At 63.8% G+C, this 25201-nt stretch carries 18 protein-coding genes; 11 read left to right on the forward strand and 7 right to left on the reverse strand.

Annotation, left to right across the window (positions count from 1 at the left end; translation table 11 throughout):
- Positions 1-161 precede the first annotated feature (161 nt).
- The gene (locus tag CAL29_RS11525) at positions 162-1634 is read left to right on the forward strand and encodes a M20 family metallopeptidase (RefSeq protein ID WP_094853172.1); all 1473 of its coding nucleotides are present in this window, start codon (positions 162-164) and stop codon (positions 1632-1634) included.
- Positions 1634-2251 carry a DUF1415 domain-containing protein gene (locus CAL29_RS11530; protein ID WP_094853173.1) on the forward strand — a complete coding sequence of 206 codons (618 nt, stop codon included), beginning with the start codon at positions 1634-1636 and terminating at the stop codon, positions 2249-2251. The genes CAL29_RS11525 and CAL29_RS11530 overlap by 1 nt, the downstream gene beginning before the upstream one ends.
- Positions 2252-2381: 130 nt before the next feature.
- Here the strand turns inward: CAL29_RS11530 and CAL29_RS11535 are convergent, their stop codons facing one another.
- Positions 2382-3233, reverse strand: a complete 852-nt coding sequence (locus CAL29_RS11535; protein ID WP_094854028.1) for a class I SAM-dependent methyltransferase — start codon at positions 3231-3233, stop codon at positions 2382-2384.
- 406 nt (positions 3234-3639) lie between these two features.
- On the opposite strand from CAL29_RS11535, the gene fusA reads away from it, so the two are divergent.
- The 5 genes from fusA to guaA all read left to right on the forward strand — a co-directional run bounded on the left by fusA (position 3640) and on the right by guaA (position 11461).
- A complete protein-coding gene (gene fusA / locus CAL29_RS11540) occupies positions 3640-5748 on the forward strand; it encodes an elongation factor G (protein ID WP_094853174.1) in 2109 nt (702 codons plus the stop codon).
- A gap of 117 nt (positions 5749-5865) precedes the next feature.
- A complete protein-coding gene (locus CAL29_RS11545; RefSeq protein WP_094853175.1) occupies positions 5866-6963 on the forward strand; it encodes a Bug family tripartite tricarboxylate transporter substrate binding protein in 1098 nt (365 codons plus the stop codon).
- Between the two features lie 90 nt (positions 6964-7053).
- Positions 7054-8049 carry a Bug family tripartite tricarboxylate transporter substrate binding protein gene (locus CAL29_RS11550; protein ID WP_179283986.1) on the forward strand — a complete coding sequence of 332 codons (996 nt, stop codon included), beginning with the start codon at positions 7054-7056 and terminating at the stop codon, positions 8047-8049.
- Positions 8050-8246: 197 nt separating this feature from the next.
- Positions 8247-9707: an IMP dehydrogenase gene (gene guaB, locus CAL29_RS11555; RefSeq protein WP_094853177.1), complete on the forward strand. Its 1461-nt coding sequence runs from the start codon at positions 8247-8249 to the stop codon at positions 9705-9707.
- Between the two features lie 161 nt (positions 9708-9868).
- Complete coding sequence (gene guaA / locus CAL29_RS11560) at positions 9869-11461, forward strand: glutamine-hydrolyzing GMP synthase (RefSeq protein WP_094853178.1); 1593 nt, start codon at positions 9869-9871, stop codon at positions 11459-11461.
- Between the two features lie 116 nt (positions 11462-11577).
- Here guaA and CAL29_RS11565 read toward each other — a convergent pair whose 3' ends face one another.
- Both CAL29_RS11565 and CAL29_RS11570 read right to left on the reverse strand, forming a co-directional pair.
- Positions 11578-12657, reverse strand: coding sequence for a type VI immunity family protein (locus tag CAL29_RS11565; protein ID WP_094853179.1), 1080 nt, complete (start codon positions 12655-12657; stop codon positions 11578-11580).
- A 175-nt stretch (positions 12658-12832) separates the two neighbouring features.
- Positions 12833-13732 carry a LysR family transcriptional regulator gene (locus CAL29_RS11570; protein ID WP_094853180.1) on the reverse strand — a complete coding sequence of 300 codons (900 nt, stop codon included), beginning with the start codon at positions 13730-13732 and terminating at the stop codon, positions 12833-12835.
- Between the two features lie 93 nt (positions 13733-13825).
- On the opposite strand from CAL29_RS11570, the gene CAL29_RS11575 reads away from it, so the two are divergent.
- Positions 13826-15085 carry a hypothetical protein gene (locus tag CAL29_RS11575; RefSeq protein ID WP_094853181.1) on the forward strand — a complete coding sequence of 420 codons (1260 nt, stop codon included), beginning with the start codon at positions 13826-13828 and terminating at the stop codon, positions 15083-15085.
- Between the two features lie 76 nt (positions 15086-15161).
- Here the strand turns inward: CAL29_RS11575 and CAL29_RS11580 are convergent, their stop codons facing one another.
- The gene (locus CAL29_RS11580) at positions 15162-15611 is read right to left on the reverse strand and encodes a MerR family transcriptional regulator (RefSeq protein WP_094853182.1); all 450 of its coding nucleotides are present in this window, start codon (positions 15609-15611) and stop codon (positions 15162-15164) included.
- A gap of 105 nt (positions 15612-15716) precedes the next feature.
- Between CAL29_RS11580 and CAL29_RS11585 the strand changes: the two genes are divergently transcribed.
- Together CAL29_RS11585 and CAL29_RS11590 are read left to right on the forward strand one after the other, a co-directional pair.
- Complete coding sequence (locus CAL29_RS11585; RefSeq protein WP_094853183.1) at positions 15717-16673, forward strand: NAD-dependent epimerase/dehydratase family protein; 957 nt, start codon at positions 15717-15719, stop codon at positions 16671-16673.
- 140 nt (positions 16674-16813) lie between these two features.
- Positions 16814-17650 (forward strand): alpha/beta fold hydrolase, encoded by an 837-nt coding sequence (locus tag CAL29_RS11590; RefSeq protein ID WP_094853184.1) that lies wholly within the window; start codon positions 16814-16816, stop codon positions 17648-17650.
- 76 nt (positions 17651-17726) lie between these two features.
- On the opposite strand, the gene CAL29_RS11595 is transcribed toward CAL29_RS11590, so the two are convergent.
- The 3 genes from CAL29_RS11595 to CAL29_RS11605 all read right to left on the reverse strand — a co-directional run bounded on the left by CAL29_RS11595 (position 17727) and on the right by CAL29_RS11605 (position 21996).
- Positions 17727-18383, reverse strand: a complete 657-nt coding sequence (locus CAL29_RS11595; protein WP_094853185.1) for a TetR/AcrR family transcriptional regulator — start codon at positions 18381-18383, stop codon at positions 17727-17729.
- A 90-nt stretch (positions 18384-18473) separates the two neighbouring features.
- On the reverse strand, positions 18474-19766 hold the full coding sequence (locus CAL29_RS11600; protein ID WP_094853186.1) for an MFS transporter: 1293 nt from the start codon (positions 19764-19766) through the stop codon (positions 18474-18476).
- Between the two features lie 13 nt (positions 19767-19779).
- On the reverse strand, positions 19780-21996 hold the full coding sequence (locus CAL29_RS11605; protein WP_094853187.1) for a TonB-dependent receptor: 2217 nt from the start codon (positions 21994-21996) through the stop codon (positions 19780-19782).
- A 369-nt stretch (positions 21997-22365) separates the two neighbouring features.
- Between CAL29_RS11605 and CAL29_RS11615 the strand changes: the two genes are divergently transcribed.
- Complete coding sequence (locus CAL29_RS11615) at positions 22366-25146, forward strand: glycoside hydrolase family 19 protein (RefSeq protein WP_218831841.1); 2781 nt, start codon at positions 22366-22368, stop codon at positions 25144-25146.
- Positions 25147-25201 lie beyond the last annotated feature (55 nt).

A 25201-nucleotide genomic window follows, 5' to 3' on the forward strand; every position in this document is an offset into this window, starting at 1 on the left:
CGGCACAAGCCGCGCGGCGTGGGGGCTTTTTTACCGCCGGGCCGCCCCAAGGTAAAAAAGCCCCCTTGGGGGGCAGCAAGCGGCGCAAGCCGCGCGGCGTGGGGGTATTTTTTAAGGACGGTTCGGCGTGAATCGTCCATGCTTCTACAAGGACCATCATCATGAATGCCCGTGTGCCTGACTCCGCGCTTTCCGGTCCCCTCGATCCGCAGGCCCTGCAAGCCTACGTCGACGAAAAATGGGACAGCGAAATCATCCCGGCGCTGACCGACTACATCGCCATTCCCGCCAAGAGCCCCGCCTTCGACGCCGACTGGGAAAAGAACGCCTACATCGAACGCGTGGTGCGCGACGCCGCGCAATGGGTGGAGGCGCAGAAGGTCGCCGGCCTGAAGCTGGAAGTGGTGCGCCTGCCCGGCCGCACGCCCGTCATCTTCTTCGAGGCGCCGGCCACGCGCGCCGACAACGGCGATACCGTGCTGCTCTACGGCCACCTGGACAAGCAGCCGGAGTTCTCCGGCTGGCGCAACGACCTCGGTCCCTGGACGCCCAAGTACGAGAACGGCAAGCTGTATGGCCGCGGCGGCGCGGACGACGGCTATGCGATCTATGCGTCGTTGACGGCCATCATGGCGCTGGACAAGCAGGGCGTGCCGCGCCCGCGTTGCGTCGGCATCGTCGAGACCTGTGAGGAATCGGGCAGCTACGACCTGCTGCCCTATGTCGACGCGCTGCGCGCGCGCCTGGGCAACGTCGCCCTGGTGGTCTGCCTGGATTCGGGCGCCGGCAACTACGACCAGTTGTGGATGACCACCTCCTTGCGCGGCATGGTGTCCGGCACCCTGGAGGTGCAGGTGCTGGACGAGGGCGTGCACTCCGGCGATTCCAGCGGCGTCGTGCCGTCCAGCTTCCGCATCCTGCGCCATCTGCTGGACCGCCTGGAGGACAGCGGCACCGGCCGCCTGCTGCCGCGGAGCTTTCATTGCGAAATCCCCGCCGAGCGCGTCGAGCAGGTGCAGGCGACCGCCCGCATCCTCGGCGACGAGGTGTGGCGCCGCTTTCCCTGGAGCTGCGGCGCCGACGGCGGCTTCGTCCTGCCCATGACGACCGAGCCGGAGCAGGCCTTGCTCAACCGCACCTGGCGGCCGACCCTGTCGGTGACGGGGGCGGACGGTCTGCCGCCGCTGTCCAACGCCGGCAATGTCCTGCGTCCGCGCACCGCCTTCAAGCTGTCGCTGCGCCTGCCGCCGCTGGTCGACGCGGTGGCCGCCGCGCAGGAGTTGAAGGCCTTGCTGGAAGCCGACGCGCCCTACAACGCCAAGGTCACCTTCAGCCCCAATGCCGGCGCCTCCACGGGGTGGAATGCGCCCGCCTCGCAAGCCTGGCTGACCGAGGCCCTGGACGCCGCGTCGCGGCAGTTCTACGGCGCGCCCTGCGGCTATATCGGCCAGGGCGGCACCATCCCGCTGATGAACACGCTGCAGCAGGGTTTCCCCAAGGCGCAATTCATGGTGTGCGGCGTGCTCGGGCCCAAGTCCAATGCGCACGGCCCCAATGAATTCCTGCACGTGCCCTACGGGAAGAAGCTGACCGCGGCCGTGGCGCAGACCATGGCGGCCTTGCCGGTGGCGTGATGGGGCAGGAGCACGAAGACGGGGCCGCCGGGCCCATCGCGCTGGACGCCCGCCACCTGGCGGGCGCGCATCCCGATATCGAGGACGTCGCGCGGGTGACGCAGCATTGGCTGACCCGCGCGGTCATCGGGCTGAACCTGTGCCCCTTCGCCAAGCGGGTGCACGTGAAGCGGCAGGTCCGCTACGTGGTCAGCGCCGCCGTCGAGGAGGCCGACATCGCCGCCGAGCTGGAGGCCGAAATGCGATTGCTGGCGGAGGCGGATCCGGCGGAAATCGACACCACGCTGCTGATCGTGCCGGACGGCCTGGCCGATTTCCTCGAGTTCAACGATTTTCTCGATACGGGCGACCGCCTGCTCAAGCGGCTGCGCCTGCGCGGCGTCCTGCAGGTCGCCAGCTTCCATCCGGACTACCAGTTCGCGGACGCCGGGCCGGACGACATCGAGAATTACACCAACCGCGCGCCTTTCCCCATCCTGCACCTGCTGCGGGAAGACAGCATCGAGGAAGTGCTGGAAACCTATCCGGATCCGGACGGGATCTACGAGCGCAACCAGGAGACCATGCGCCGGCTGGGGCTGGAAGGCTGGCGGGCGGTAATGCGGGAAGGGGACTGACGCGGGGGGCGTGGGCCTTTTTTGCCGCCGGGCCGCCCCAAGGCAAAAACGCCCCCTCGGGGGGCAGCAAGCGGCGCAAGCCGCGCGGCGTGGGGGCCTTTTTTTGGGGCGCCGGCCCGCGGGCGGATGGCTATTGCGCCTGGGCCGCCATGTCCTCGGGCGTGAAGAAGCGTTCGCGCAGTTCCCGCAGGCCGATACGGTCCAGCATCTCGTTCAGCCGCTCGGCGGCCCGCCGCTGCGGCGGGTTCTTGCGCTGGGCGACGATCAGCTCGTTCTTCATCGAATGTTCCCAGCCGACCAGCTCGGTGACGCTGACCTGGTAGCCGTGCGCCTCCAGTTGCAGGCAGCGCAGGACGTTGGTCACCTGGCTGCCGAATTCGCGCGTATGCAGGGGATGGCGCCAGATTTCCGATAGCGGGTCGCGCTTGGTCTCGCTCTTGTTCTTGCGCAGGACGCTCGCCACCTCGGCCTGGCAGCAGGGCACGACCACGATGTAACGGGCCTGCTTGTACAAGGCAAAGCGCAGTGCGTCGTCGGTGGCGGTGTCGCAGGCGTGCAGGGCGGTGACGACGTCCACCTGCGGCGGCAGGGCGTCGGAGACGATGGAGTCGGCGACCGACAGATTCAGGAAGGACATGCCCTGGGCGAAGCCCAGCCGTTCGGCCAGCTCCCGGGAATGCCGCACCAGCTCCTCCCGCGTTTCGATGCCGTAGATATGCGAGGCGTCGTGCAGCGTCTTGAAGAACAGGTCGTAGAGGATGAAGCCCAGGTAGGACTTGCCGGCGCCGTGGTCGACCAGGGTGATGTCGCGGTCTTCCTCCTTGAGCGTCTGCAACAGGGGCTCGATGAACTGGAACAGGTGGTAGACCTGCTTGAGCTTGCGGCGGCTGTCCTGGTTCAACTTGCCGTCGCGCGTCAGGATGTGGAGCTCCTTGAGCAGCTCGACGGATTGGCCGGGACGGATATCGTGGGTCTTGGTCATGGGGAACAGCGGGAGCCGCCGGAGGCGGGCGGCGGGAACGGCGGTGACGGAATCCGCCATTTTAGCCGCCGGGCCGTGCAGGGACCGCGCAGGGGCCGCCGGGGGACGGCGGGGGGCGCGAATGCAAGCGGAGGATTTTCGCCGCGGCCGGCGTTCAGGTTGAAGATAGGAAGCCGTTCAATGCCCGGAACCAGCCCCGCCATAACACCATGATTAATGGGGTCATAGGCTTGAAATCGGCGGGTTCAGCCTTATCTTTTCTGCCTGCGCAGGCTGGCCTCCCGGCCGCCGGCAAGGGCGCCTGGGGCGCCCTTGCGTTTCGCCCGACGCAGGGTGAAGATAGCGCCAGCCCCGGCCGGCCTACAGGCTGTGCGGCCGGGCAAGTCCATCCGTTGGAGAAACCACCGTGACTCGCAAGACCCGTATCGAGAACTATCGCAACATCGGCATCAGCGCGCATATCGACGCTGGCAAGACCACGACGACCGAGCGCATTCTGTTCTATACCGGGGTGAATCACAAAATCGGCGAGGTTCACGACGGCGCCGCCACCATGGACTGGATGGAGCAGGAGCAGGAGCGGGGCATCACCATCACCTCGGCCGCCACCACCGCCTTCTGGAAGGGCATGGCCGGCAATTATCCCGAACATCGCATCAATATCATCGACACGCCCGGGCACGTCGACTTCACCATTGAAGTCGAGCGGTCCATGCGCGTGCTGGACGGCGCCTGCATGGTCTACGACTCGGTCGGCGGCGTGCAGCCGCAGTCCGAAACCGTCTGGCGCCAGGCCAACAAATACAAGGTGCCGCGCATCGCGTTCGTCAACAAGATGGACCGCGTCGGCGCGGACTTTTTCCGCGTGCAGCGCCAGATCGGCGAGCGCCTGAAGGGCGTGGCCGTGCCCATCCAGATTCCGGTGGGCGCCGAGGACCATTTCGAAGGCGTCATCGACCTGGTGAAGATGCAGGCCATCGTCTGGGACGATGCCAGCCAGGGCGTCAAGTTCCAGTATGGCGAGATTCCCGAGAACCTGAAGGCCACGGCGCAGGAATGGCACGACAAAATGGTCGAGGCCGCCGCCGAGGCCAACGAGGAACTGCTCGACAAGTACCTGGGCGGCACGCCGCTGACGGAAGCCGAGATCAAGCAGGGGCTGCGCATCCGCACGATCCGCAACGAGATCGTGCCCATGCTGTGCGGCAGCGCGTTCAAGAACAAGGGCGTGCAGGCGATGCTGGACGCGGTGATCGATTATCTGCCGTCGCCGGTGGACGTGCCCGCGATCAAGGGGCATGACCTGAACGACAAGGAAATCGAACGCCATCCGGCCGACGACGAGAAATTCTCGGCCCTGGCGTTCAAGATCATGACCGACCCGTTCGTCGGCCAACTGGTGTTTTTCCGCGTGTATTCCGGTGTGATCAATTCCGGCGACACGGTATTGATTCCCGGCAAGGGCAAGAAGGAGCGCCTGGGCCGCATCCTGCAGATGCACGCCAACGAACGCAAGGAGATCAAGGAAGTCTACGCCGGCGACATCGCGGCCGCGGTGGGGCTGAAGGACGTGACGACGGGCGATACCCTGTCCGATCCTTCCGCCGTGATCATCCTGGAAAAAATGGTCTTCCCGGAGCCGGTGATTTCGCAGGCGGTGGAGCCCAAGACCCAGGCCGACCAGGAGAAGATGGGCATCGCCCTGAATCGCCTGGCGCAGGAGGATCCGTCCTTCCGCGTGCATACGGACGAGGAATCCGGCCAGACGATCATTTCCGGCATGGGCGAGCTGCACCTGGAAATCCTCATCGATCGCATGAAGCGCGAATTCGGCGTGGAAGCGACGGTCGGCAAGCCGCAGGTGGCGTATCGCGAAACCGTGCGCGGCACGGCGACCGACGTGGAAGGCAAGTTCATCAAGCAGTCCGGCGGACGGGGCCAGTATGGCCATGCGGTCATCACCCTGGAGCCGCAAGAGCAGGGCAAGGGGTATGAGTTCGTCGACGCCATCAAGGGCGGGGTGATTCCGCGCGAATTCATTCCGGCCGTGGACAAGGGCATCCAGGAAACGTTGAAGTCGGGGGTCCTGGCGGGGTATCCGGTGGTGGACGTCAAGGTGACGCTGACCTTCGGTTCTTACCACGACGTGGATTCGAACGAAAACGCGTTCCGGATGGCCGGCTCGATGGCGTTCAAGGAAGCCATGCGCCGCGCCAAGCCCGTGCTGCTGGAGCCGATGATGCACGTCGAGGTGGAAACGCCCGAGGAGTTCATGGGCAACGTGATGGGCGATCTCTCGTCGCGGCGGGGGATGGTGCAGGGGATGGACGACATTGCCGGGGGCGGCGGCAAGCTGGTGCGCGCCGAGGTCCCGCTGTCCGAGATGTTCGGCTATTCCACGTCGCTGCGTTCGCTGACGCAGGGCCGCGCGACCTACACCATGGAGTTCAAGCATTACGCGGAAGTGCCCAGGCAGATCGCCGACGAGGTCATCGCCGCGAAGTCGGCCCGTTGAATCACCGATTGAATCACCGATTGAATCACTGACCGCCGCATCGGCGGTGTCCGCAAGGCCGGCGCATGACGCGCCGGCCTTTTCTTTTTTCCGCCTCTGTTATGCCAAGCAGTTTTGATGACGGCGCCGGAACCGGTACGCCTCGTATCCCTACTCAGCACTAGCTGTCGCGCGCTGCAGGATTCTTGTTCGACGATCTATATACATAGGAGATCGAAGATGGGCTGTCGCAGGAAGGGGCTTGGTTTATGGCTGGTGGCGGGTAGCGTTTTTCCGCTCGCCGCGATGTCTTCAAATGGGGTGGTCGAAGTGTATCCAAAACGTCCTATCACGCTGGTTGTCGGTTTTCCGCCGGGCGGCGGCGCCGACGTCGTCGCGCGCCAGTTGGCCGGGCAGATGACGATAGACCTGGGGCAAAACGTCATCCTCGCCTATCGTCCCGGCGCGGCGGGAAACATCGGCGCGGCCGCCGTGGCCAGGTCTCCCGCCGACGGCTATACGGTCTACCTGGGCGTGCGGCCCGCGGCGCTGCATAAGTCGCTGTTCAAGGGCATCGACTACGACTTCGCCAAGGACCTGGTCCCGATCGGCATGGTCGCCAGGGTGCCTTACGTATTGCTCATGGGAAAGCACGTCGCCGCGACGAGCTTGCAGGATGCCTTCGCGCAGGCGCGCGCGCGTCCGGATGCCTTTACCTGTGCGTCGCCGGGACTGGGTTCCACCAATCATCTCTTGTGCGAGGACCTGAAGGAAAAGGCGGCCCTGCCTTGGGCGCATGTGCCGTACAAAGGGGAAGCGGCCGCGATGATCGACCTGATCGGCGGGCGGGCGGACTTCGCCGTTGCCTCCGTGCCCGGCGCGCTGTCCTATATCGCGGCGGATAACGTCCGTCCCATGGCGGTATTCGCGGAAAACCGGGTTTCCGCCATTGCCGCCGTGCCGCGCATGGAAGAACACGGGTACGGCGGCATCGACGCGCATGGATGGTGCGCCATCATGGCGCCGGCGGGTACGCCGTCATACGCCATATCGCGCCTGAATCGCGCCATCAACGCGGCGGTTTCCAACGTCGAGGTTCGAAAGAAGCTGGTTCGTCTCGGCTATGTCATGCCGGGGGCCGACAACACGCCCGAAGCGCTCGAGAAATTCCTCGTGGAAGACACGGCGCGCTGGACTGAGATCCTGGCGCAGTGGCAGATAAAGGGACTGCAGTAGCGCGTTCGGCGGGGCATGGGCAAGGTCTTGCCTGTCCATGCCCCATTTTGCCGGACGCGGATTTTCGGCGCGTCATGCAGGAGATGGAAGATGGGCGGTTTCAAGAACGGACTGGGTTTGCTGGTGGCGGCGAGTAGCGCTTTTCCCCTCGCCGCGATGTCTTCCGGCGAGGCGGCCGACGTGTATCCGAGGCGTCCCATCACGCTGGTCGTGGGTTTCCCGCCAGGGGGCGGCGCCGACGTCATTGCCCGTCATGTGGCGATGCATATGTCGGACGATCTGGGGCAGAAGGTCATCATCGAAAATCGCCCCGGCGCCGCGGGGAATATTGCCGCCGCGTCGGTGGCCAGGGCCTCGGCCGATGGCTACACGCTCTTTCTGGCGGGCCGGCCGGCGGCGCTGCACAAGGTTTTGTACAAGAGCATCCACTACGACTTCGCGCGGGATTTCGTGCCTGTCGGCAGCGTGGTCGGCATTCCTTATGTCCTGGTCATGGGCAAGCACGTGGCCGCGGCCAACCTGCGGGAGGCATTCGTCCTCGCAAGGAAGAATCCCGGAAAGGCTACTTGCGCCTCCAGCGGAATCGGCACGACCTCGCATTTGCTCTGCGAGGGAGTGGGGGAGAGGGTGGGATTGTCGTGGCTGCATGTTCCCTATCCCGGCGGCGTGGCCGCACTGAAAGACCTCGTCGGCGAACGGATCGAATTCGCGGTGGTTTCCGTTCCCGCCGCATTGTCGCTCATCGAATCGGGCGGCTTGCGCACCATGGTGGTGTTCTCCAAGGAAAGAGTCCCCGCCATTCCCTCCGTGCCCGACGCCGAGGAACAAGGGCTCGGCGATCTCGAGGCCGAGGGTTGGTGCGCGATCGTGGCGCCGGCCGGCACGCCCGCGCATGCCGTTTCCCGCTTGAATCGCTCCCTCAACAAGGCGCTTTCCAATGCCGGGCTTAGAAAGAAGATCGTCCAGCTCGGGTATGTCATTCCGTCGCGGCAAAACAGTCCTGAAACCCTGGAAAGCTTCATCGAGGAAGACACGGAGAAATGGACCGATATCTTGCGGCAGCGCCAGTTGGGAGGGCGTCAATAAGGTGGCGGGGGATACGGACGGGGCGGCGGCTTCCCTTCAGCTTTCGATTAAATTAAGGGACGCATGGCGGCGGACGCCGTGGCCGCGGGGGTGTGGCGGCACGGATTTTTTCCGCTTCCCATAGGGATTCTTAATGGTAAACACCTAGTAAATAAGCATGGAAAGCGTATAATTTTGCTTTGCGCCCGGAGCTTCCCATGCGTCTCATCAAAACCGCGCTCACCTTCGACGACGTCTTGTTGGTGCCCGCGTACTCGAATGTATTGCCGCGCGATACATCTCTCCAGACCCGCCTCAGCCGTAACATCTCCCTGAACATTCCGCTCGTGTCCGCCGCCATGGATACCGTGACGGAGTCGCGCCTGGCCATCGCCATGGCCCAGGAAGGCGGGATCGGCATCATCCACAAGAATCTGACCGCCGACGAACAGGCCCGTGAAGTGGCCCGCGTCAAGCGCCACGAATTCGGCATCGTCATCGATCCGGTCACCGTCACGCCGCAAATGAAAGTGCGCGACGCCATTGCCTTGCAGCAGCAGCACGGCATTTCCGGCCTGCCGGTGGTGGAAGGGCGCAAGGTGGTCGGCATCGTCACCAACCGCGACCTGCGTTTCGAAGCCCGCCTGGACGAGCCGCTGCGCAACATCATGACCCCGCAGGAGCGGCTGGTCACGATGCGCGAAGGCGCGACGCTGGAAGAAGCGCAGCAACTAATGCACAAGCACCGCCTGGAGCGCGTGCTGATCGTCAACGACCGCTTCGAGCTGCGCGGCCTGGCCACCGTCAAGGATATCGTCAAGAACACCGCTCACCCGCAGGCCAACAAGGATGCCCAGGGCCAGTTGCGCGTCGGCGCGGCGGTCGGCGTCGGCGGCAACACGGAAGAGCGCGTCGAGAAGCTGGTCGCGGCGGGCGTGGACGTCATCGTCGTCGATACCGCGCACGGCCATTCGTCGGGCGTGCTGGAAGGCGTGCGCTGGGTGAAGCAGAACTATCCCAAGGTCGACGTCATCGGCGGCAATATCGCCACGGCGGCCGCGGCGCGGGCCCTGGTCGAATATGGCGCCGACGGCGTCAAGGTCGGCATCGGCCCCGGCTCCATCTGCACGACGCGTGTCGTGGCGGGCGTGGGCGTGCCGCAGATCACGGCCATTTCGGACGTGGCGCAGGCGCTGGAAGGCACCGGCGTGCCGCTGATCGCCGACGGCGGCATCCGTTATTCGGGCGACGTCGCAAAGGCCCTGGCGGCCGGCGCCTATGCCTGCATGATGGGCGGCATGTTCGCCGGCACCGACGAGGCGCCGGGCGAAGTGGTGCTGTACCAGGGCCGTTCGTACAAGTCCTATCGCGGCATGGGCAGCCTGGGCGCGATGACCGACGGTTCGGCCGATCGCTATTTCCAGGATCCCGCCAACAACGCCGACAAGCTGGTGCCGGAAGGCATCGAAGGCCGCGTGCCCTACAAGGGCAGCGTGCTGCAGATCATTTATCAGCTCGCCGGCGGCGTGCGCGCCTCCATGGGTTATTCCGGCTGCGCCTCGATCGACGATATGCGGACCAAGACCGAATTCGTGCAGATCACGTCCGCTGGTTTCCGCGAATCGCACGTGCATGACGTGCAGATCACCAAGGAAGCCCCGAACTACCGCGCCGACTGATCATAGGCGTAAGGCCTAGCGGCCAACGCGCACCGGTGGAAGCCCGCTTCCCGCCGGTGCGCTTTTGCTTAATAGCGTCGCGGTTGCGGCGCTTGCTGTTTTTCGTTTCCAGCCATCGGCCGTCGTTTTGAGCGGCGGCATCTATCCAGCCAGAGCCCACTATGCACCAGCGCATCCTCATTCTCGATTACGGTTCACAGGTCACGCAGTTGATCGCGCGCCGCGTCCGCGAAGCCGGCGTGTACTGCGAAATCCACCCGGGCGACGTGGGCGACGAGTTCGTGCGCGGCCAGGTCGCGCAAGGCCTGAAGGGCATCATCCTGTCCGGCAGCCACGCTTCCGCCTACGACGAAGCTTCCATGCGCGTGCCGGGTTCGGTATTCGAGCTGGGCGTGCCCGTGCTGGGTATCTGCTACGGCATGCAGAGCATGGCGCAGCAATTGGGCGGCAAGGTGGAGTGGTCCGACCATCGCGAATTCGGCTATGCCGAAGTGCGCGCGCATGGCCATACCCGACTGCTGGAAGGCATCGAGGACTTCACGACGCCCGAAGGCCACGGCATGCTCAAGGTCTGGATGAGCCATGGCGACAAGGTCACGGCCTTGCCGCCGGGTTTCAAGCTGATGGCGTCGACCGCGTCCTGCCCGATCGCCGGCATGGCCGACGAATCGCGCGGCTTCTACGCGGTGCAATTCCACCCCGAAGTCACGCACACCATCCAGGGCAAGGCCTTGCTGGGCCGTTTCGTCAACGAAATCTGCGGCTGCTCGGGCGACTGGAACATGCCCGACTACGTGTCGGAAGCCGTTGCCCGCATCCGCGAGCAGGTGGGCGAGGATGAGGTGATTCTCGGCCTGTCGGGCGGCGTCGATTCTTCCGTGGCGGCGGCGCTGATCCACAAGGCCATCGGCGACAAGCTGACCTGCGTTTTCGTCGACCACGGCCTGCTGCGCCTGGACGAAGGCAAGCAGGTCATGCAGACCTTTGCCGAGAACATGGGCGTGAAGATCGTCCACATCGACGCCACCGAACAGTTCATGGGCAAGCTGGCGGGCGTCAGCGATCCTGAAGCCAAGCGCAAGATTATCGGCCGCGAATTCGTCGAGGTTTTCCAGGCCGAAGCGGGCAAGCTGAAGGCGGCGAAGTGGCTGGCGCAGGGCACGATCTATCCCGACGTGATCGAATCGGCGGGCGCGAAGACGGGCAAGGCCGTGGCGATCAAATCGCACCACAACGTCGGCGGTTTGCCGGAGACCTTGAACCTGAAGCTGCTGGAGCCGCTGCGCGAACTGTTCAAGGACGAAGTCCGCGAACTGGGCGTCGCATTGGGCCTGCCGCCGGGCATGGTGTATCGCCATCCTTTCCCCGGACCGGGGCTGGGCGTACGCATCCTGGGTGAAGTGAAGACGGAATATGCGGACCTGCTGCGCCGCGCGGATGCGATTTTCATCGACGAATTGCGCAGCACGCTGGACCCGGTCAGCGGGAAGTCCTGGTACGACCTGACCTCGCAGGCGTTCGCGGTATTCCTGCCGGTGAAGTCGGTGGGGGTGATGGGCGACGGCCGCACCTACGACTACGTCGTCGCGCTGCGCGCGGTGCAGACGTCGGATTTCATGACCGCCGATTGGGCGCCGCTGCCTTATCCCTTGCTGGCCAAGGTCAGCGGGCGGATTATCAATGAGGTGCGGGGGATCAACCGGGTGGTTTATGACGTGAGCAGCAAGCCGCCGGCGACGATTGAGTGGGAGTGATTGGACGTTTGGCAACGTCGCGCAATCGCAGGCAGTAAAACAATGGAAGGCCCTGTTTTTACAGGGCTTTTCTTTTTTTGGTCGGGCGGGTGGGAGTCCGGCCGAGCGGGGCAATGCTACAGCCGATCCGGCAGCGTCGTGGCCTTGGTTAGTTTCGGCTCGTCCAGCAGCCGGGCCTTGTAGGCCATCAGTTCGTCCTCGGGCACGTCGAAGCGCTTGAGCCACTGCTCCGCGCCCCGGCCGATGATGCGTGGTTCGCCGTCCTTTGAACCATGGTGCAGCCATCCAATCTCAGGGGTACGCACCGGCTTGAGCAGCATGTTGGGGAGCACCAGGCGGGCGGGCTTGGGCTGATCGGTCGGCGCGGCCTCCGGCTTCGGGCCGGCCTGGATGACCAGGCCCGCGCCATAGTCGTACAGTGCGAACCAGTCCATCGGTAGTTCGGAGCGGATCGCCGACAGTCCACCGACCTTCTCGACCATCTCGTAGTTCACCGCCGTCAGCCACGAGACGGTCTTGATTCCGTGAACGACCGACCTAGCCACGCGAACAGGGGTGCCGACATCCAGGCCATGGAGTTTGTCGGCCAGGAATGCTTCAAATGGCTCGTTCTGCTCCGTTCGCACTGCTGACAGTACCAAACTATACCCACCATAGCCATGGATCGCCTTCAGGCACTTGGCGAAGCGCACAAACATCGCCTGGAACGCCGTCGGGTTTTCTTCGACATACAGCAGCGGCACGCTGAAGCGCAGCGTGCATAGGCCCCAAGACCCCATTTTTGCCTGCCAGCCACGAATGCCTGATACATCGAACTCCCAGTCACCCGCATCGTGCGGCTGCCTGCCACTGATGTAGGTGAAGCTCACCAAATCGTCTTCGTCCATGCGCTTCATCATTGCGCGCATCGGCGGCGCCTTGGCGTAGGCGAACTTGTCCGGGCCTTCCGGCGGTTCTTCCCGCCATAGCCAGGTTAGATGTTCCTTGGCGATGGCCTCGTACTCGTCGAAACAGGCGCAGATGGCTTCGCGCACCTCGGGTAGGTGGGCATCCTTGAAGAACAGCGTGCCAGCGATGGCGGGCACGCTGCCCACGTAGTCCTGCGGGCCTCGCTTGGTCAGCAGGCCGCCGGGCACACGCATCTTCTCCGGATGCTCACGCATCAACTGGATCGGGTCGAACGGCAGATCGGTCATGGCGAATCCTCAAAATGTCGGCCTCGGGAGCCGTTGCCTATCGTCGATTGACGAGGGTAGTCGGTGATCGTTGGGCTTTGGTGGCACGCTATGGGACGAGCAGCGGCTAGGGCAGCAGCTCGCAGCGACGGTGCGTGGCGGTGGCGTGTCGTGGGAAATCGGACGTGGGCAACACTTATCTATCACCTGACTCCAAAAACCAGTTCAGCATCCATTGGCCTGCCGGCCCCAGCGCGGCGTTGCGCCGGTGGATGGCGAACAGTGGCATGCTCCGGTTGCGCGCGGTGCGCTCGACCAGTGCCAGCTCGCATAGCCGTCCCAAGTGCAAGTCGTCTTCGACAAAGCTGTGCGGCATGAAGCCCCAGCCCAACCCCGCGCATAGCATGGCGCGCTTGGCGCCCAGGTCGGTGGTCAGAACCTGGTCCTCGGAGAATACCGAGAACGTGCGCCCCTCGGTACCCGCGCTGCGGTCGGTCAGTACGATCTGCGTGTGCTCACGCAGTTGTGCGACGGTGATGCCTCGCAATGCCGCCAGCGCATGCGCGGGTGAGGCCACAGGCGTCACGGCCACTTCCGGCATGGCGTGGGCGGCCAACTCGGGCGCAATGTCGGGCAGCGTGCCTTGCACACCCCAATCGCATTCGCCCGACAGCACGCGTTGCGGTACGCCGCCCAGCGCATCCACATGCAGGTGCAGCGCCACGCCGGGAAAGGTCTGCCGGAACTCCGCTGCCAGCGCCACCAACTGCTGCGCCGGGAACATGACATCGAGCACCACGGCCAGTTCGGCTTCAAGTCCCTGCGTCAGCCCATGAGCACGCGATTTGAGCTGATCCACCCGCGCCAGCACCGCGGCCGCATCGATCAGCAGTGCGCGCCCATGCTCGGTCAGCACGGGCTTCCAGCCGCCCCGGTCGAACAGCGCGACGCCCAGCGCCGTCTCCAGGTTGACGATGGCATTGCTGACTGCCGACTGTGCCCGCCGCAGCTGGCGCGCCGCTGCCGTAAAGCTGCCGTGCTCTGCAATCGCGGTGAAGACGCGCAGTTGATCCAGGTTGAGGGTGTCGATCATCATCTGAATAGGAGATAGAGTTAATAATAATTTTATCTCTTTTAAATATGGGGAAACGCACACATACTATTCAGGACAGCTCTACAGGACGATTTCATGACTGCATCCGCCCAACACACGCAACAGGTTTTCACCGTCGCCGACCTCCAGGGCGCCGCCGCCAACACGCAAATCGCGCACATCCAGCTCGCTGCCGATCTGACCGATGCGCCCACCTTGCGTTTGTCTCCCGGCCAGACCCTGAGCGGCCCGGCAGCCATCCGATTTGCCGCCGGGCACGATGGCCTGCAACTGACTTCCGACAATCGGATTGAGAACCTGACGCTGGTCGCCGACGCGGACAAGCGCGCCGTGTTCAACGACACCCGCGTCGCGCAACTGGGTCGTCTCGCGCTGCGTGGGCTGGTCGTCACTGGCGTGGTGCAGTTGCTGGCGCGCGACCAGGTGCGCGGCGGCCATGTCGAGGTCCACGACATCGACATCGTGGCGGCCGATGCGCGCGGCTACGACGAGCGTCCCAAGGGCTATGGCGTGGAGGTGATTCCCGGCGCCTTCACGCTTTGGAACCAACAGACCGATCCAGCCGTGACGATCACCGCGGATCTGACGGGCCTGTCCGCCGGCCGGGCCGGCGCGCCCGTGCGCGGCAGCGGCATCTTCGTCAGCGGCGCGGGCGACGTGGGTGGCCGGCTGGTCGCGCGGCGCCTCGAAACCGGCGCGGTGTACAGCGACGGCGGCATCGCCAAGGGCACGCCGGACCGCATCACCGGCGGCGTGTTCACCGTCTATGGCGCCTTCGTGGACAGCGTGCGCAATCTCGGCCCGGTGACCACCTACGGTCCCAACGACATGGTACTGGACAACTGGGGCATGGTGGACCGCTGGGTGGCCGAGGACAAGATCACCTCCTACGGCCCGAGCGGCATCGGCTTCGTCAACTTCGGCACGGTGAACGTGCTGCGGGTGAACGCCGCCATCGAAACCTTCGGCCAGGGCGCGCGCGGCTTCAACGTGTACACGGGCACGGTGCAGTCGGCCGAGTTCGAGCGCGTGGTCACGCATGCCGATGGCGCGGTGGGCATCCAGATCAGCCAGCCGGTGGGCCGCATTGCGGTGCGCCGCGGCATCGAGACCCATGGCGGCACGGGCGATTCGCTGGTCAAGGGCGTGGTGGTCACGCTGTCGGCCATCGGGCTGAGCGTCAAGCCCGGCGGGTCGGCGCGGGAGATCGACATCGCCGGCGGCATCGTCACGCACGGCGAAGGCGTCAACGCCTTGGAACTGCACGGCAGCATCGACACCTTCCGGGTCGGCGGCGGCCTTGTCACCGCGGGCGGCGGTTTCGACAAAATCTGATGGGCAAGGAGCGTCACATGGAGCGCAAGCTCACGCACGTCATGCCCGCTCAGATGCACTGTGGCGCAATGCTCATCTAATGGCGGCGACAGGGCCTTCTGGTGGCCGGGGCACTGTCCGTCTCTCCCAACCGCATTTCCGACAGAACGCGCCGGGCGTTGTCGGCGCAATCCATGTCCCGCGGCTTGGCTTCGATCTGCGCCATCAGTTCGACCAGATGGGCCTTGCTCTGGGCGAGCTGTGCTTGCAGGGTCTCGAGGTCCTGCACTTTGCGGCGAAGCGTGGCGAGCAGCGTGCCATGTTCCCAGCTAGCGAGATCGCCGGGCAGCAGCGCACGCAGCTCTTCCAGACTGAAGCCCGCGCGCTGCCCGGCTACGATCAGCTTGAGTGCCAATACCGCGTCGTCGGGGTAGCTGCGGTAGCCGTTTTCCTGGCGCTTGACCGTCTTGAGCAGGCCGATGCGTTCGTAGAAACGGATGCGCGAAGGCGCCAGGCCCGTGCGCTGCGCGAGTTCTCCAATTTTCATGATCGAGGTGCACCGGGTAGTCGCAGGGTTTGACATTAAACCTTACTTCAAAGTTAACCTTTAGGCCATTGCATTCCAGGTGCAATTTCATAAAGGCGGACGAGAATGCAGACGATATTGGGGGCGAACGGCCAGATCGCCATGGAACTGGCACGGGAGCTACGGCGCAAATACACCAAGGATGTGCGGCTCGTCAGCCGCAATCCACGCAAGGTCAACGACACCGACAACCTTGTGTCCGCCGACCTTCTCGATGCGAAGCAGACCCTGAACGCGGTCAGGGGAAGCCGCGTCGTCTACTTCACGGCCGGCCTGCCGCCAGATACGGCGTTATGGGAAGCGCAGTTCTCCACAATGCTGAAGAATGCCTTGGATGCCTGCCGCGTGGCCGGCGCGAGCTTCGCTTATTTCGACAACACCTACATGTATCCGCAGGATGCGCGGCTGCTGACCGAGGAAACGTCCTTCGCTCCGGTCGGCCGCAAGGGCAAGGTGCGCGCTGCGATGGCGTCCATGGTGCTCGAAGAGATGGCACGGGGGGAAATCCCCGTACTCATTGGCCGGGCGCCCGAGTTCTACGGGCCGGGCAGGACGCAAAGCTTCACGAATGCGCTGGTCATCGAGAACCTCCAGGCCGGCAAGAAGCCACGTGTGCCGGTGCGCGACGATACGCGACGCACGCTCATCTGGACGCCCGACGCAAGCCGCGCCCTTGCGGCCCTGGGCAATGCGCCCGATACGTTCGGCCAGACCTGGCATCTGCCATGCTGCGACGACCGGCCGACGTACAAGGAATTCGTCGCGATGGCCTGCCAGGTCTTCGGGCGCGAGCTTTCCTACGCGGTCATCGGTAAGTGGACGCTCACCGTGGCCGGACTGTTCTCGAAGCAGGTGCGCGAGATCAGGGAACTGCTACCCCGCTACGAACAGGACAACCTTTTCGATTCCACGAAGTTCAAGCGCCGGTTTCCCAGGTTCGAGGTGGCGACCTATCGGGAGGGCCTGGCGTCGATCCGGCGCGAGGGGTCGGGCAAGGCGGCGGAAGCGTCACATATCGTTTGACATTGAACTGAACTTCAAGGCTACGATTTCCACGGTGTCGTGATTGAAGCGGATTCTGCCAGCACACCTTTTTTCGCGTCTTTCAGCGCCGCCGCGCGATCCTCACCTCGACCTGCCGTTATCAGCAAGGAGCCGAAGTCATGACATACATTACGACCAAAGATGGGGTTCAGATCTTCTACAAAGACTGGGGACCGAAGCATGCCCAGCCGTTGGTGTTTCATCACGGCTGGCCTCTGAGTGCGGATGACTGGGACGCACAGATGCTGTTCTTCGTCTCCCAGGGCTTCAGGGTCGTGGCTCATGATCGGCGTGGCCACGGCCGGTCTTCTCAGGTCAGCGAGGGGCACGACATGGACCACTACGCAGCCGATGCATCGGATGTCGTGGAGCACCTGGATCTGAAGAATGCCGTTCATATCGGCCACTCGACGGGTGGAGGCCAGGTCGCGCGTTATGTCGCGAAGTATGGCCAACCTCAGGGGCGTGTGGCCAAGGCCGTGCTGATCAGTGCCGTTCCTCCACTCATGGTGAAGACGGAAAGCAATCCGGACGGTACGCCGATCGAGGTGTTCGACGGCTTTCGCAAGGCGCTGGCGGCGAATCGGGCGCAGTTCTTCCTCGATGTGCCTGCCGGACCGTTCTATGGATTCAATCGGCCGGGTGCGGACGTGTCGCAGGGGGTCATTCGGAACTGGTGGCGCCAGGGCATGATGGGCAGCGCGAAGGCCCACTACGAAGGCATCAAGGCGTTTTCGGAAACCGATCAGACCGAGGACCTGAAGGCGATGACGGTGCCCACGCTCATCATGGCTGGCGACGACGACCAGGTCGTCCCGTACAAGGCGGGCGCGCTACTTCAGGCCAAGCTGATCAAGAACAGCACGCTCAAGATATACCCCGGTTTCTCGCATGGCATGTGCACCGTGAACGCTGAGGTCATCAACGCGGATCTACTCTCATTCATCCGTGCATAGCCGCTCGGTGAAGGCCGAAGGGCTTGCCGTGTTCGATCAGGGTTTCGAGATCGTCGATGATGTACGGACAAAAGGGCTATTTCTTCGTGGCGCGGCGTTTCTTGTCCGTCGCCGCGGGGGAGGCTGGCGTCGTGGCGATCAGGCTCATGAGGTAGTCAAGCGCCTTCTCGTCTTCCAACGGGGGCGCTCCGGTAACGGCTAGCGCGTCGTTGGTTTCGACATCGCTATGCAGGAAATACTGAACCAAGCCGCCCAGGGTGATCATGAGCAGTCCCGCCGGCACGTCCTGACGGAGCTGTCCTGCTTTCTGGGCTTCTTCGAAGGCCGGAACGAACATTTTGTTCAGGCTTTCGGAACGCGCCTTGCGCTCTTCCCTTGGCGCGCCCAGCACGCGCCAGAGTTGGAAGCGCAAGGCGCGCGGGTGCTGGCGCCAGTAGCCCATATAGGCCGCCACTATCTTGCGAAGTCCTTCCGTCGTTCCCTTTAGGGCAGGGGCCGTGGAGGCCGTCATGGCTTCCACGAATTCTTCGGAGATACGGCTGCCCACCAGCTTCCATAGCGTTTCCTTGTCCTGGAAGTGATGGTGAATCAACGCCGACGACACGCCGGCTTCCTTGGCTATCTCCCGCGTGGTCGCTCCGTCGAATCCAAGGTTGGAAAATACCGTCAACGCCGCTTCGACGATGCGATCCCGGGCGTCGACCGTGGTATAGACCTTGCGCAATTCGGACATAAAGCATTTCTCCTGGCTGGCGGAATGGCTGAGTTTCCTTGATTATCACCACCACTATCGCAGAAACTGACCAGACAGTCAGCCAGCTAATCATGGCTCAGAACCGGCCTTGGCCGCGGGTCCATGAAACATCCGCATGAAGTACCAGGCGGAAGCCGCGAAAGCGATCACGATGCAGGCCTGAAAGCGGGACCAGCCGATGACCTGTATCAGTCCCGGCAGGACCAGCAAGGCCGCGGTGCCGATAAACCGTCCCAACCCATAGAGCAACGCATAGTCCGTGGCCGCCTGATCGCCCGTCGCCCACTCCAGGATAAGTCCACCCAAGACTACATATAGCGCCGAAGCGCCAGCCGTCGTCAGCACGCTGCCGATCATCGCCGTCATGGCGCTTCCTTGGGAGAAACCTACCCAGACGGTGCCGGCGCTGACCAGGCATACCGCGGCCATCAGCGAGGCGGCGTTTCGCAAGGGAAGCCACCGAACGAGGAAGGGCGCGAGCACGCAAGCGGCGGCATTGGCAAGCGGCGCGATGGTGCCCAGTACGCTGCCGATGCGTTCCAGCGAAACCCCCATGTCGACCAGCAGCAGACGGTTGAAATTGAACAGTGCCAGCAAGGTGCAAACCAATAGCGTCAGCCGGATAAAGCGTGTCTTCATGCCAGGCTTGCGCAGTGTCTGCCGTATGCTCGCCCGCTGCCGGCGTGATCGAATGGATTGAATGGATTGAATGGACTGAGTGGACTGAATGGACAATTGGCGGTCCCTGCGGATAAGGGCCAATACCGGAACGCCGGAGAGCGCCATCAGCGCGGCGATGACCCACATCGTTCCTTGCCACGCCAGTTGCGGGTACAGGGCGATCAGCACCCCGCCGCCGAGCACCGAGCCCAATGACACGCCACCCATTTTGGCCGCGGCCGCCGCGGGGCGTTGGGCCTGCGGGATCATTTCAACGGTGAGTGCATCCAGCGCCACGTCCATCGTCGCGGCGGCGAGGGTCGCCACGACACCAAGTATTAGCAGGGTGCTCCAGGCCCCATGCGCGGGTTCGTGGAAGGCGGCCGCCAGAATGGCGAATACCGCAACCCATTGCATGGGAATGATCCAGCCCGTTCGACGCCCCAACCAGGGCCACCGCCATGAATCGACCACAGGCGCCCACAGAAACGCGATGCCGAATGGGAGGTAGAGTGCGTATACCCAGCGCATGGTGGATAGCGCCATGCCTTGGGTACGCAATATCGGCGCGATGCCTCCCTGGACGAAGCCAAGAATGACGCCGAGCGATACGTAGGCCAAAGCCACGGCGAGCAAGGCAAGCCCTATGCGGTCATGGGCGCTTTCCGGCGCCGCGCCAGCGGATCGATTCGCTGCTTCCATTGCCGGACGCCCCTTAGAACTTGATCGTTGCGCCGACGCCGACGATACGAGGTTGCCCGATGCGTACCGAGCTGACCCCTGTCGTCCATGCCTGACCCGCAACGAAATACTGTTTGTTGAACAAGTTCCAGGCGAATCCGTAAATCTCCCAGTTTCCGTGCTGCCATCCAATGCGGGCATTGGTGACGCTATAGCTGGGCAACTCGAAACTTCCCTTTACGTCCGCTGCCCGGTTGCCTACGTATTGCCAAGCGACCGATGTTTTGAGGGTGCCCTCATAACCGGCAATGTTCATGGGCGTGTCGTATTGAACCCCTAGCGAGGCATTGACCTTCGGCACATTTGGAACGCGATTGCCGGAAGCGGCTCCGGTTGAACTGCCCGTGGGAACATGGACGAGTTCGGCATCCGTGTAACCTATCCCCGCGGTCAACTTGAGGTTTTGAGTGAGACTGGCCGCCGTTTCCAGTTCAAAGCCCTTGCTTCGATAATCGAGCGCCGCGGTGGTGAACAGCGCTTGGGACGCATCGAAGACAATCAGGTGCCCATTTTTTACATCGTTGTAGAACACCGACCCATTCACGCTAAGGCGCCGATCGAGCCAATACGATTTGAATCCCGCTTCGTAAGTCCAACTGGTGGATCTCGGGTAGGGGACTTCGGCCTTGCCATACGGGCCATTGGTTTGCGTGACCGGATAACCCGAGCTCACAGCGCCGCGTGAAACGGTGGCGTAGGTCATCACGTTCGGCGACCAGTCGTAGGAGAGTCCGGCACGACCGGTAGGAAACCGATCCGACAGGCTCGAATCATGATCGGAATAACCGACGACCGCGGGGCTGCCGTTGCCGATGAATTCATAGCCGGCGTCCTTGTGTTCGTAGGTGTAGCGCAGCCCCAGCGTCGCCTTCAACTTGTCCGTCAATGCCAACGTGCCTTCGCCGAACAAAGCGGCGCTATTGGTCGTGATCCTGTTGTGCTGCGTTCCGTTCTGCGTCTGGTAATTGAACGCTGCCGCCGATGCCTTGGAAACCGCATTATTGGTGAACTCGGATCGGAAGAAATTGATGCCGCCGGTCCAGGTGAACGGGCCATCGTCATTTGACGATAGGCGGAACTCTTGCTGGGTGGTTTTTTCCCGGAAGGTTATATCGGCCAGATCCGCATAGGGGACGTTATAGAGGCTTGGCGATTGCCGAGTCATTGCCGAATAGATCAGGCCGTCGGTAAGGTCGAGTGGCTGGTGTGAATAATCATCCTGGTAGCTGGTCAGGGAGGTCAGGCGGACCTTGCCGAAGTCATGCTCCACCTTGAGAGACACCCCGGCGTCGCGCCAGGTGATATTGCCGTCGGGGTCTACCGCGCTTTGCGGAAAATCGGGGTTTTGATACCAGACAAAGCGCGGCGCGTTGGATTCCCGGCGGTCGTAGTACCCGGTCAGGGTTGCGGTGGTGTCATCTCCGATCAACCACAGGAGAGAACCCCGGGCCGATCCGACCTGCACCTTGCCGTCCTTGCCGCCGGAAGCGATATTCGGAACGGTTCCGCTTTGATCCGAATACCGGAGCGCCAGGCGTCCCGCCAAGGTGTCGGACAACGCGCCATTGGCAACGGCTTCGCCGACATGATATCCATGCGTTCCGATTTCAGTCGTTGCCGAGAATTCGCGTTTGAAGCTAGGCGCGTTGGGAACGATGTTGATGGCGCCGCCTTGCGTATTCCGGCCGAAGAGGGTGCCTTGGGGACCGCGCAATACCTCGACACGCTCGATGTCGAACAGCGTCGGCGGCGCGCCGTAAACGGAGCGTGGCACTTCGTTGAAGTAAGTGACGACCGACGTGTCGTCAGGCGATAGCGGCGCAAAAGAACCGACGCCGCGGATGAGAAACAGGTTCCCGAACTGACCGCCGCTATCCGCGAAAGACGTATTCGGCGCGGAGCGCGCCAACCCGGCGTTGCTGTCCGAAGGGGAGGCGCCGGTTTCGATCGTCTTGCCGTCCAGCACGGTCATGCTGATCGGAACCTTTTGCTCGGATTCTTCGCGCTTGCGTGCCGTCACGGTGACGGCGGGAAGCTCCGCGACGCCTTGGGCCGATGCGGCTGCGTCTGTCTGATCGCCCTGTGCCCACGCGGAAGGCACGACGGCCAGGATCGAAGTCAATGCGCAGGCGATCGCCGGCAGTCGGGGTTCAAGGACAGAGCGGCGCTTCTGAGGGTTTTTTGTACGCATGGTTTCCCTTCGTGTCGATGCGGCAAATGCGGGAAACCCTGGCCGGTAGCGCTCGTGCGATGAGAAGAAATCGCCGTGCCCGGGATGGTTCCGCGGTGACTGATTAATCACATGATTTGTAAACTAATCAAATGATCAGTCAAAATAGTAATGATTCTCAACATCGGCTGTCAAGGGCAGTGACGCGACCTGGGGGCAAATGAATCCGGCTCGGATGACTGACGTGGCGGGTGGACGCCATATCCCGCTGGCGTCGTGCTTTGCCGGCGTACTTGTGTCATCCCCCATAAGGGGAGTACAACGCGCAGACGCACGCAGCTAGCATGGCAAAGCAATCCTTCAGTCAAAATCGCTGGGGAGGAAACCGTGATGCTGACCGACCTTCAATTGGCGCAGATCATGCGTCACGCATCCCAGCGGCGCCGCGCGGAGTGTCTCGAGCCGCTCAACGCTGCCATGCAGGCGCACCAGATCGACGCCAACGTGCAGCGCGCGGCCGCCTTCGTCGCCCAGTTGGGCCACGAATCAGGCGAGTTGCAGTTCCTGGAGGAAATCTGGGGCCCGACGGCGGCGCAGAGGCGCTACGAGCCTCCCGGCGAATTGGCGCGCAAGCTTGGCAATACGCAGCCTGGCGACGGTCTTCGCTTCAAGGGCCGCGGGCCGATCCAGATCACCGGGCGCGGCAACTACACGCGCTACGGCGAGTTGCTGAAACTCGATCTGGTCGGGCATCCGGAGCAAGCAGCCGATCCGGCGGTGGGCTTCCGCATCGCGGGGCTGTTCTGGGAACGCAATGGGCTCAACGCGCTGGCCGATGCCGGCCGGTTCGACGACATCACGGGCCGCATCAATGGCGGCCAGAATGGCGCGGAAGATCGCCGGCGCCTCTATGCCCTGGCGCTGGAAGTATTGCGCGGCAGCCTGCCCGATGCGGCGGCCGCCCCGGCGCCAGCCATGCGGCGCGCAGGCAAGGCGGGCGCCCGGCGCGCTGGGCAGGCGATGGCGGCGGAGGCGCTGCCGCGTGGCTGGGAGGCCATTGCGCAAGCCGAGCCCGCGACGCCCGTGGACCAGAAGGCGAGCGGAGCTCGCCGCCGTGGCGGGGCGGACGCTTCGGCACGCAAGGGAGATGCGAGCCCCGCTCTCGCGCGGCAGTTCGATGCCCGGCCCGACACACTGGATTTCCGCGATCAGATGTACACCCCCACGCTGATCGAAGTGCCCACGCACGTATCGCTGGGCGACTACCTGGAATGCAAGGTGCCCATCCTCGACCAGGGTTCCGAAGGGGCATGCACCGGCTATGGCCTGGCCACGGTGGCGCACTACCTGTTGCTGCGCCGGCGCGTGGTGCCCGACGCAACGCCGGTAAGCCCACGCATGATGTATGACCTGGCCCGTCGCTATGACGAATGGCCGGGCGAGGACTATTCCGGGTCCAGCGCGCGCGGCGCCATGAAGGGATGGCACAAGCACGGCGTCTGCGCCGAATCGCTTTACCCCAGCAGGGCGGGGAAGAAGGCCGCCAGGCAAGGCGCGGCGATCGACGGCGGCCTGAACGACGAACGCGTGACCGATGCATTGCGCCGCCCGCTGGGCGCCTATTTCCGGGTCAACCACAAGGATCTGGTGGCGATGCACTCGGCCATCGCGGAGGTCGGCGCGCTCTACGCCACCTGCTCCGTCCACGATGGCTGGTCTCGGACGGGGGCGGACGGCGTGATCGCGCAGTCGTCCGCGATCCTGGGCGGGCATGCCTTCGCCATCGTCGCCTACGACGAGCGCGGTTTCTGGATCCAGAACTCGTGGGGCTCGGACTGGGGCCGTGGCGGCTTCGGCCTGCTGAGCTACGACGACTGGCTGGAGAACGGCACCGACGTGTGGGTAGCCCGCCTGGGCGCGCCGGTGATGCTGCGGCGGGCGGAATCCACCGCGGCGGTGCACGCCACCACGGCGGCGCAGTCCGCCAGCTACTCCTACGCCGACTTGCGGCCGCACATCGTCAGCGTGGGCAACAACGGAGTGCTCAAGGCCGGCGGCGATTACGGCAGCACGCCCGAGGAACTGCGGCGCATTTTCGAGGAAGACATACCCCGCGCCACCGAAGGCTGGGCGGCGCCGCGGATACTGCTCTACGCGCACGGCGGTCTGGTCAGCGAGCAGGCCGCGGTGCAGCGGCTGGCCGAATACCGGCCGCCGCTATTGGAGGGCGAGGTATATCCGCTGGGCTTTATCTGGCGTTCCGACTACTGGACCACCATCACCAACATCCTGCGCGATGCCGTCAGCCGCCGCAAACCCGAAGGCATACTGGATGCCTCCAAGGACTTCATGCTGGATCGCCTCGATGACGCGTTGGAACCGCTGGCGCGCGTGCTCACCGGCAAGTCCTCCTGGAGCGAAATGAAGCAGAATGCCCTGGCTGCCAGCGACAAGGGCGGCGCCGCCGAACTGGTGGCCGACCTGCTGCAGGCTTTGCGCAACCGCTTGCCGGCGCTGGAAGTTCATATGGTGGGACACAGCGCCGGCTCCATCCTGCTGGCGCCGCTGGTAAGCCTGCTCGTCGCCCGGGGCGTCCCCGTCAAGAGCTGCACCTTGTGGGCGCCTGCTTGCCGGGTCGAGTTGTTCGAGCAGCATTACGTGCCCGCGTTGAAGGAAAAAAAGCTCGAGAAGATGACCATCTTCGCCCTGACCGACAAGGCCGAGCGAGACGACCAGTGCGGCCACATCTACAACAAATCGCTGCTGTACCTGGTTTCCGACGCCTTCGAGGACCTGGCGCGCATTCCTTTGTTTCGCGATGGCCGCCCCATCCTCGGCATGGAGCGCTTCATCGACCGCGACCTCATGCGCAAGCTGGGCGTGGATCTCGTGATGGCCCCCAACACAGAGCCGGACGATTCGCTCTCTGCCTCCAGCGCCAGCCACCATGGCGACTTCGACGACGACCAACGCACGGTCATGGCCACGTTCCGCCGCATCGCGCAGGCAGGCGGCAAGACGGCGGTTTCAAGAGGCGCCGCCGCGACGCGCGTGCGGACCAGGGCCACCAAGGACGGCGAGCAGCCGAAGAGGGCGCTTACCTTCAACCGTTCGGCATCCTCCATGCGCGACCAACGGCAACTCATCGATCTGCGGACCAAGTCGAGTTAATTGAGGCTTTAAACCGTCTTGGGCGCAGTTGGTAGATGCCTTGCCCGAAGTTCGG

This window comes from Bordetella genomosp. 10, from assembly GCF_002261225.1.
Lineage (GTDB): Bacteria > Pseudomonadota > Gammaproteobacteria > Burkholderiales > Burkholderiaceae_B > Bordetella_C.